Raw genomic sequence first — 8,374 nt, 5'->3', positions numbered from 1 at the left:
TAAAGCACACCGAGCCTGATCTGATCCTCCGTCACTCCAGGAGTGTCACAGGAGCCCGCGGACGCCTTTCCGGACGAGCAACCGCCGGTGCCGGCGGCTACCACCAGCAGGGCGGCGGCGATACCCAAGGGCAGGACTGGGCGGCGCATAGGCGAGGGACCCCCGAGGAGAACAAGACAGGCAGCGCAGGGAAATATCCGTTCACGCTCCGGCCCGCTCGACGAATGGGCGAGAGCGCGTGGGCGGACCTCGCTGTATATGGACTATGGGACAGCTACCGCCGACCGTCGGCTGGTGCCCGCCGGCAGACGTCCCGACATTACCCAACACCACCTTCGTGGCGTAGCGGTTCAGCTGACGTGGCCGGGTGTTCGGTGTCCCGCGGGAAATCATTGTCACCACGGCTACAGTTGTTCCCGGCGCACGGGACGGCCGGCCAGACAGGCAGGCAGGCAGCCCACCGGCGGAACAACAGCAGGACTCGACAAGCCACGGCCCCGGTGCACGTGGGGTTTCGTGCCCACGGGAGATTTCTTCGCGATCCGTCTCGGTCAGCGCCTCGCCGCGCGCTCGGCGTCCTCGTCGGTGGCCGCATGATGTGTATCACGGTGACGTGATTCACGTGCGGTGCGCTGACCGTTTGAGGCCGCTTCCCAGGCCAACTCGTCCCGGTGCAGCGGCTGGGTCGTCTCGCCCGGGAAGACGGAGATCACCTGGGTGCGGTGGAGCTGGCCGGCGTCGCCGTGGGCGGCAGGTGGTTGGCGGCGAGAGTGGTGTTCATGGTCGGACGCTCCTAGACATGATCAGATGCGGTGCTCGGTGATAACGTCGCCGGTCGCGGCCAGCGCGTCCTGGGATTGCCGGTGCCGTAACGCGATCAGAACGAAGATCGCGTCGAGGACCACCAGGTGCACGATCCGGCTGGTCATGGTTTCGATCCGATAGGCGGTCTCCCGGCTGCCCGCGACCAGCACCGACTCGGTCAGCTCGGTCAGCTCGGTCAGCTCGGTCAGCGGCGAACTGGCGAAACTGGTCAGCGCCACCGTGGCCGCGCCGGTGGTCGCGGCGGTACGCATCGACGCCAACGTCTCGGTCGTCGACCCGGTGTGGCTGATCGCGAAACAGACGTCCCCCGGGCCCAGCATCCGCGCCGACACGTGCTGGACGTGCACATCCGCCGGGTAGACGGCCGGCAGCCCGATCGTCGTCAGCCGGTAGGCGACGTCGGCGGCCAGCGGGGCCGACGTCCCGACCGCGACGAACAGAATCCGCCGCGCGTTGATCAGCAGGTCTACGACGCGGTCCAGCGCGCCCGCGTCCACCGCGCGGGCCGCGACGCTCAGCGCGCCGGCCATCCCCGAGAACACCTTGCGGACCACCTCGGGTGAGCCGTCGTCCGCGGAGATCTCGTCGAGCAGTTGCCGTTCGACCGGGATCGCCTGCCGCGCCAGGCGCAGCTTCAGGTCCTGGAACCCGCGCAGGCCGAGTGTCTGACAGAACCGGATCACCGACCCGACCGAGCTCCCGGACATCTCGGCCAGCTGGGTCACCGACATGTCCAGGACCTCCAGCGGCGCCGGCAGCACCGCATCGGCGACCCGCCGCTCCGCCGGCGACAGGCCCGACAACCGGGATCTGATCAACTCCAGCGCGTCGCCGTCACCGACCGGCCCGGGACCCCGCTCAATATCGCCGACCGGCCCGGAAAATCGCTCAACCACCCGGCTGACGCTAGGCGCCACCCATGAACCTCAGGGGACGGACATGTCAATGACGGAATAACAATCCATATGTCGGTTCATCACTGGAGCAAAGTTCCTCCGCGACAGGCGGAGGCCATTGCACTACACGGAGTCACGATGCGGTCGCGGCCTGGCGGCGGACCGGCCCCGGCACCGGGGTCCGGCCCCGGGCTCCGGGGCCCTTCCCCTCATCGCGTTATCGCGTCATCGCGTGGGATCCCCCTCGTTGGCGTGGGACCCTCGCTCGGGTCTCGTCAGCCGAGGCTGGTGAGGCTGGCGATGGCCTCGTTGAAGCTCTTCGACGGACGCATGACGGCCGCGGCCTTGACGGGGTCGGGCTGGTAGTACCCCCCGATGTCGGCCGGCGAGCCCTGGACCGCGATCAGTTCGTCGACGATCGCCTTCTCCTCGTCGGCGAGCGTCTTGGCGAGACCGGCGAACGCCTCCGCGAGACGGGGGTCGCCGGTCTGCGCGGCCAGCTCCTGCGCCCAGTAGAGCGCCAGGTAGAAGTGGCTGCCGCGGTTGTCGAGGCCCCCCAGCCGGCGGCTGGGCGACTTGTCCTCGTTGAGGAAGGTGGCGGTCGCGCGGTCGAGGGTGTCGGCGAGCACCTGGGCACGCGCGTTGCCCGTCGTCCGCGCGAACTGCTCGAAGCTGGCCGCGAGCGCCAGGAACTCGCCCAGGCTGTCCCAGCGCAGGTAGTTCTCCTTGAGCAGCTGCTGGACGTGCTTGGGCGCGGAGCCGCCGGCGCCGGTCTCGAACAGGCCGCCGCCGTTCATGAGCGGGACGACCGAGAGCATCTTGGCACTCGTGCCGAGCTCCAGGATCGGGAACAGGTCGGTCAGATAGTCACGCAGCACGTTGCCGGTGACCGAGATCGTGTCCTCGCCGCGGCGGATCCGCTCCAGCGAGAACGCGATCGCGTCGACCGGAGCCTTGATCTCGATCCGCAGCCCGGAGGTGTCGTGCTCGGGCAGGTACGCCCGGACCTTCTCGATCAGCCTCGCGTCGTGGGCGCGGTTCTCGTCGAGCCAGAACACCGCCGGGTCACCGGTGGCGCGGACGCGCGTGACGGCGAGCTTCACCCAGTCCCGGATCGGCGCGTCCTTGGCCTGGCAGGCGCGGAAGATGTCGCCGGCGGCGACCGCCTGCTCCAGCACCACGGTGCCGGCCTGGTCGACGATCCGCACCGTGCCCGTGGTAGGGATCTCGAAGGTCTTGTCGTGACTGCCGTACTCCTCGGCCTTCTGCGCCATCAGGCCGACGTTGGCCACCGAGCCCATCGTCGCGGGGTCGTAGGCGCCGTGCGCCCGGCAGTCGTCGATGACGACCTGGTAGATGCCGGCGTAGCTCGAGTCGGGCAGGACCGCCAGGGTGTCCGCCTCCCGGCCGTCCGGGCCCCACATGTGGCCGGAGGTACGGATCATGGCCGGCATGGAGGCGTCGACGATGACGTCGCTGGGCACGTGCAGGTTGGTGATGCCGCGGTCGGAGTCGACCATCGCCAGGGCGGGGCCCTCGGCGAGCTCCGCGGCGAAGGAGGCCTTGATCTCCTCGCCCTCGGGCAGCGATTCCAGGCCCTTGAGGATGCCGCCGAGCCCGTCGTTCGGGGACAGACCGGCCGCGGCGAGCGTCGCGCCGTGGGTGACGAACGTCTTCGGGAAGAAGGCCCGTACCACGTGGCCGAAGACGATCGGGTCGGAGACCTTCATCATCGTGGCCTTCAGGTGCACCGAGAACAGCACGCCCTCGGCCTTGGCCCGGGCGATCTGCGCGGTGAGGAACTCGCGCAGCGCGGCCACCCGCAGGACGGCCGCGTCCACGACCTCGCCCACCAGCACCGGCAGGGACGGGAGCAGGACGGTGGTGCTGCCGTCGTCACCCGCGAGCTCGATGCGCAGCGTGCCGGCCTCGGCGATGATCGTGGACTTCTCGGTGGAGCGGAAGTCGTCGGCGCTCATCGTGGCGACGTTCGTCTTCGAGTCGGGTGCCCACGCGCCCATCCGGTGCGGGTGGGTCCGGGCGTAGTTCTTCACCGAGGCCGGGGCGCGGCGGTCGGAGTTGCCCTCGCGCAGCACCGGGTTGACGGCGCTGCCCTTCACCTTGTCGTAACGGGCGCGGATCTCCCGCTCCTCGTCGGTCTTCGGGTCGTCCGGGTAGTCCGGCAGCGCGTAGCCCTGCTGCTGCAGCTCGACGATCGCCGCCTTCAGCTGCGGAATCGAAGCCGAGATGTTCGGCAGCTTGATGATGTTCGCCTCGGGCGTCCTGGCCAGCTCACCGAGCTCGGCGAGCGCGTCCTCGACGCGCTGGGCCTCCTCGAGATCCTCGGGGAAACTGGCGATGATCCGCCCCGCCAGGGAGATGTCGCGGCTGTCGACACTGACCCCGGCCGTCGCGGCGTACGCCTGGACCACGGGCAGGAACGAGTACGTCGCCAGGGCCGGAGCCTCGTCAGTGTGTGTATAGATGATGGTCGAGTCAGTCACCGATACTCCGCTTCGCGTCTGTTTCATCTGGGTATCAAGGTATGCCCTGAACGCCCGCTCCACCGGGGTCCTCGCCGGGCCGGGGCTGTCGGCAGCGGCACCCCACCGACCAGCATGATCGTTATATCGGGTCTCCCCGCGCGCGGGGCTCGGTGACGCTCCGGACAACCCGGGCACGCGGTCGCCGGCCGGTCCCGGACGGCCCGGCTCGCCGGCCATGGAGCCAACCTCGGGGCCAACCTCTCCAAACGCAACGCGACCATCTCCTCCGGACTCGCCGCGGTGGGGGCCGATGTAGCTTATTTCCTCGGCGACCGCGGCCGCCACATCCGGATCAGCCGCCGGCAACCGGGTGCGGGTGGGACGGCGCCGGGCAGGTGTTGGGAAAGTGTTGGGAAAGTGTCGAGCAGATGCTAGGTACTGCCACCCGCGGTGGCGGACACGACGCGGAGCAGGACGGTCAGGCGGTCCCAGGCGACGAGGGTGGCATCGTCACGCTCCTCGGTGGGCGGTGCCGCGGCGAGAAGCTGCACGGTTTTCACCGCCGCGTACAAGTACAGCGGTCGGGGCCGCCAGGCGATCAGCTGCGGGTACGTCTCGTCCAGCGCCCGGTGGACGAGGTACCGGACCGGAGCATCGGGGCGATGGTGCCCGGAATCCAGCTGGTGGAGGATGGCGGCGGCAGCGTCGATTTCGTCCGCGTCCGGGATCCAGGCGTAGGCCCGCAGGGCGGTCTCCGCTTCGGTGAGCGCCTCGCCCGCGGCTGCTATCGGGTCTCCGTCGCCGTGGGGCACGGGCGGCGGGGCCCAGTCATCGTCGTCGTCGGTCATAGGACCACCGTCCCTCACCGCGGGCGTCCTGGGCTGGCGACTGACGTCCTCCCCGCCCTGAAAGGTGGGCATCCCAACTCCTACACACCCACCAAAGGGGTGCGTGGTGGTGAGGTCCGCGGTTCACCGGCACGGCCGGTGCCATGCCTCCCCGTGCGTTCACCGCACGTCCTGCGGCAATATCCTGGGCGGCGTTGATGTCGGCGTTGCACCGAAACCCGCAGGCGACACCTGCGAAGATGACGACACCCGCGACGCCTCACCGGCCGTCGACCAGCGCGTAGAACTCATCTGTCCACGCCGGTGCCCCAACCGGCCCCAGGAAAGTTGATGTGATGGACGACGACACGACCGCGCAACATCGCAAAGCGGTGATATTCCGTGAGCTACACGAGCAGGACAGCCCGTTTGTCATGGCAAATGCCTGGGACGCCGGAAGCGCGCGCCTGCTAACGCAAGCCGGCTTTGTCGCCATCGGAACCACAAGTGCCGGGCTGGCCCTCAGCCACGGTGTGGCCGACGGCGCGAACCTGATCGACCGCACGCTGACTCTTGCCAACGTCCGTGCGATCGCCGCCGCAACCCCGCTACCGGTCTCCGCCGACCTCGAGAGCTGCTTCGCGCAGACGCCCAGGGACGTCGAGGAGACCGTTCTGCTGGCCGCCGAGGCTGGAGCCGTCGGGGGGTCCATCGAGGACGCCACCGGAATACCGCAGGCGCCGATCCTGGCCTTGGACGACGCCGTCACACGAGTCGGCCACGCGGTCGCCGCCGCGCGAAGCCTGCCCTTCCCCTTCGTCATCACGGCACGCGCCGAAAACTTTCTCTACGGCCACCCCGATCTCGAAGATACGATACGCCGCCTTCAAGCGTACGCGGCGGCCGGCGCCGATGTGCTTTACGCCCCGGGCCTACTGGGCCCGGACTCCATCCGCGAGGTCTGCAAGCGGGTCCAAGGCCCGGTGAACGTCCTGGTGGGCCCGCCCCCCGTTCCCGTCGGTGACCGAACTGGGCCTGCTCGGTGCCCGCCGCATCAGTTTCGGCTCCCTCCTGCCGCGTATCGCTCTCGCGGCCGTGCTGCACGCGGCCCGGGAAATCTACGAAGAAGGTACGTTCTCAGGCGCCGCCGAGGCGACACCCTATGCGCAGGCCAATCAGATGATGTCCTCGGAGGTGCGGTAGCGCGGGCGGAGGCGGCTGCTCTTCACCGCCGTACGGGTCCGCCGACGACCGTGCCGGCAGCACCACCGTCAGCGGTCCCCGGCCCATCGACGGTCCGCTTCGTCCCAGTCCTCGTTGCGCCTGTCCAACCCCTGCCGCCAGTTCTCGGCGTCCGAGGCACTGCCGTAGGGACCCAGGCGCCGATGACCGGGCGCATCCGGCGGGTTCTCCGCGCGTCCGTGGTCGAGACACCACCACCAGCCGGACGGGTTCCAGGCCGAACTGTCCACGGACCCGGACCCGGACCCGGATCGGGAACGGGAACGGGAACGGGCCCGGCGGCGCGCCGCCATCCCTCGTAGCCATGTCCACATAGCCGTCTCCTACCCGGGTCACGCGCGCCCGATCCCCCCGCGGCGATGTCGTTCCGGCCGAGCCGGACTCACCCGCTACGTCGACCGGCTCACCGGATACGTCGACCGGCGGTAGGAAGACGACGATGCGAAGACGACGATGACGAGACGACAACAAGGAGACGACAATGAGCCACGAAACCACGCCGTCGTACGCCGCCGAGACCCGGCCGTTCCCACTGGAGCCGACGCCGATTCACGTGCCCGACGACGTGCTCGCCGACCTCCAGCGGCGCCTGGAGTTGACTCGCTGGCCGCTCGACGCGGGCAACGAGGACTGGTATTACGGCGTGAACCGTGCCTACCTGCAAGAACTTGTCGACTACTGGCGCACCGGCTACGACTGGCGCAAGTCCGAAGCCGCCATCAACGCCTACGAGCACTACCAGGTCGAGGTCGAAGGCGTGCCGGTGCACTTCATGCGCAAGGCCGGAGTCGGCCCCGATCCGATCCCCCTGATCCTCACCCATGGCTGGCCCTGGACGTTCTGGCACTGGTCCAGGGTCATCGATCCGCTGGCCGACCCCGGCGCGTACGGCGGCGATCCCACCGAAGCATTCGACGTGATCATCCCCTCGTTTCCCGGCTTCGGGCTCTCCGCACCACTGCCGAACAACCCGGACCTGAACTTCTGGAAGGTCGCCGACCTCTGGCACACCCTCATGACTCAGACCCTCGGCTACGACAGGTACACCGCCGCCGGCTGCGACGTCGGAGCCCTGGTTACCGGCCAGCTTGGGCACAAGTACGCCGACGAACTGTATGCCATCCACATTGGCTCCGGCCTGAAGCTCACCCTGTTCAACGGCAACCGGGCCTGGGACCTCAGCGGCGGCCGGCCCATCCCCGACGGCCTGCCTGACGACATCCACGCCCAGATCGTCGCCGTGGAGAAGCGCTTCGCCGTCCACCTCGCCGCGCACGTGCTCGCCCCGAGCACGCTCGCCTACGGGCTGTCCGACTCCCCGGCCGGGATGCTCGCCTGGATACTCGAACGCTGGGTGAAGTGGAGCGACAACGGCGGCGACATCGAGACCGTCTTCACCAAAGACGACCTGCTCACCCACACCATGATCTTCTGGGTGACCAACACGATCGGTACCTCGATCCGCACCTACGCCAACAACAACCGCTACCCGTGGGCCCCGTCCCACGACCGGCAGCCAGCCATCGAGGCGCCCACCGGCATCACCTTCGTCGGCTATGAAAACCCACCCGGCGTCAGCACCGACCAGCGGGTTCAGAACTTCCTCGACTCCGACCGCGCCGCCTGATACAACCACGTCAACCTCAACGCCCACGACCACAGCGGCCACTTCATTCCCTGGGAAATCCCCGCTCAATGGGTCGACGACCTGCGGCGTACCTTCCGCGGCCGCCGCTACTGATCTTTAATTCGTGATATCGATGGATCATGTTTTTGTGGGTCATGATGGTCGCGGCCGATGCCGGGATCGTGGCCACCGACCCTTCGGCGCCGGCCGGCGAACCCACCCGCCCCGCGCTCCCGGATACGATCATCGCCGTGCACCCGTTCCACGTCGTCCAGCTCGCGAACAAGATGGCCGGCGAATCGCTCGCCGCGGAACGGCGCGGCGAACACGAAGCACAAGCACCCAGGCGGTGTTCCTGATCCTGGCTCTCGCGAGTAGTGTGAGTAAATCATCTTTCGGTCAGCATCTTTCGGACGACTCGTTCGAGCTCGGGGATCTTCTCCTGAAGTACCTGCCAGACCAGGGCGTAAA

Annotated in this window: 6 protein-coding genes and 1 pseudogene; 4 read left to right on the top strand and 3 right to left on the bottom strand. The window is 68.5% G+C overall.

Annotated elements, in window-relative coordinates; all coding sequences use genetic code 11:
- Nucleotides 1-803: 803 nt before the first annotated feature.
- The 3 genes from AC08OU_RS19815 to AC08OU_RS19805 all read right to left on the bottom strand — a co-directional run bounded on the left by AC08OU_RS19815 (nucleotide 804) and on the right by AC08OU_RS19805 (nucleotide 5,055).
- Nucleotides 804-1,742: a MurR/RpiR family transcriptional regulator gene (locus AC08OU_RS19815; RefSeq protein ID WP_476601599.1), complete on the bottom strand. Its 939-nt coding sequence runs from the start codon at nucleotides 1,740-1,742 to the stop codon at nucleotides 804-806.
- A 254-nt stretch (nucleotides 1,743-1,996) separates the two neighbouring features.
- Nucleotides 1,997-4,225 (bottom strand): NADP-dependent isocitrate dehydrogenase, encoded by a 2,229-nt coding sequence (locus AC08OU_RS19810; protein WP_476601600.1) that lies wholly within the window; start codon nucleotides 4,223-4,225, stop codon nucleotides 1,997-1,999.
- A 413-nt stretch (nucleotides 4,226-4,638) separates the two neighbouring features.
- Nucleotides 4,639-5,055 carry a hypothetical protein gene (locus tag AC08OU_RS19805; protein ID WP_476601601.1) on the bottom strand — a complete coding sequence of 139 codons (417 nt, stop codon included), beginning with the start codon at nucleotides 5,053-5,055 and terminating at the stop codon, nucleotides 4,639-4,641.
- A gap of 335 nt (nucleotides 5,056-5,390) precedes the next feature.
- On the opposite strand from AC08OU_RS19805, the pseudogene AC08OU_RS19800 reads away from it, so the two are divergent.
- From AC08OU_RS19800 to AC08OU_RS19785, 4 genes and pseudogenes are all read left to right on the top strand, one after another.
- Nucleotides 5,391-5,978: pseudogene (locus AC08OU_RS19800) on the top strand (isocitrate lyase/PEP mutase family protein); the annotation flags it as partial.
- Between the two features lie 76 nt (nucleotides 5,979-6,054).
- Nucleotides 6,055-6,237: a hypothetical protein gene (locus AC08OU_RS19795; RefSeq protein WP_476601604.1), complete on the top strand. Its 183-nt coding sequence runs from the start codon at nucleotides 6,055-6,057 to the stop codon at nucleotides 6,235-6,237.
- 520 nt (nucleotides 6,238-6,757) lie between these two features.
- Nucleotides 6,758-7,903 carry an epoxide hydrolase family protein gene (locus tag AC08OU_RS19790; protein ID WP_476601602.1) on the top strand — a complete coding sequence of 382 codons (1,146 nt, stop codon included), beginning with the start codon at nucleotides 6,758-6,760 and terminating at the stop codon, nucleotides 7,901-7,903.
- A gap of 140 nt (nucleotides 7,904-8,043) precedes the next feature.
- Entirely contained in the window at nucleotides 8,044-8,262 is a 219-nt protein-coding gene (locus tag AC08OU_RS19785) for a hypothetical protein (RefSeq protein WP_476601603.1), read from the top strand.
- Nucleotides 8,263-8,374 lie beyond the last annotated feature (112 nt).

The organism is Frankia sp. CcMO1, from assembly GCF_977945845.1.
This window is presented reverse-complemented; position numbering and strand designations above follow the sequence as displayed.

What these genes read in the sequence shown, in the direction of transcription:
- AC08OU_RS19805 (WP_476601601.1), bottom strand. Translation starts at nt 5,055, where the DNA reads ATGACCGACGACGACGATGACTGGGCCCCGCCGCCCGTGCCCCACGGC.
- AC08OU_RS19790 (WP_476601602.1), top strand. Translation starts at nt 6,758, where the DNA reads ATGAGCCACGAAACCACGCCGTCGTACGCCGCCGAGACCCGGCCGTTC.
- AC08OU_RS19785 (WP_476601603.1), top strand. Translation starts at nt 8,044, where the DNA reads ATGTTTTTGTGGGTCATGATGGTCGCGGCCGATGCCGGGATCGTGGCC.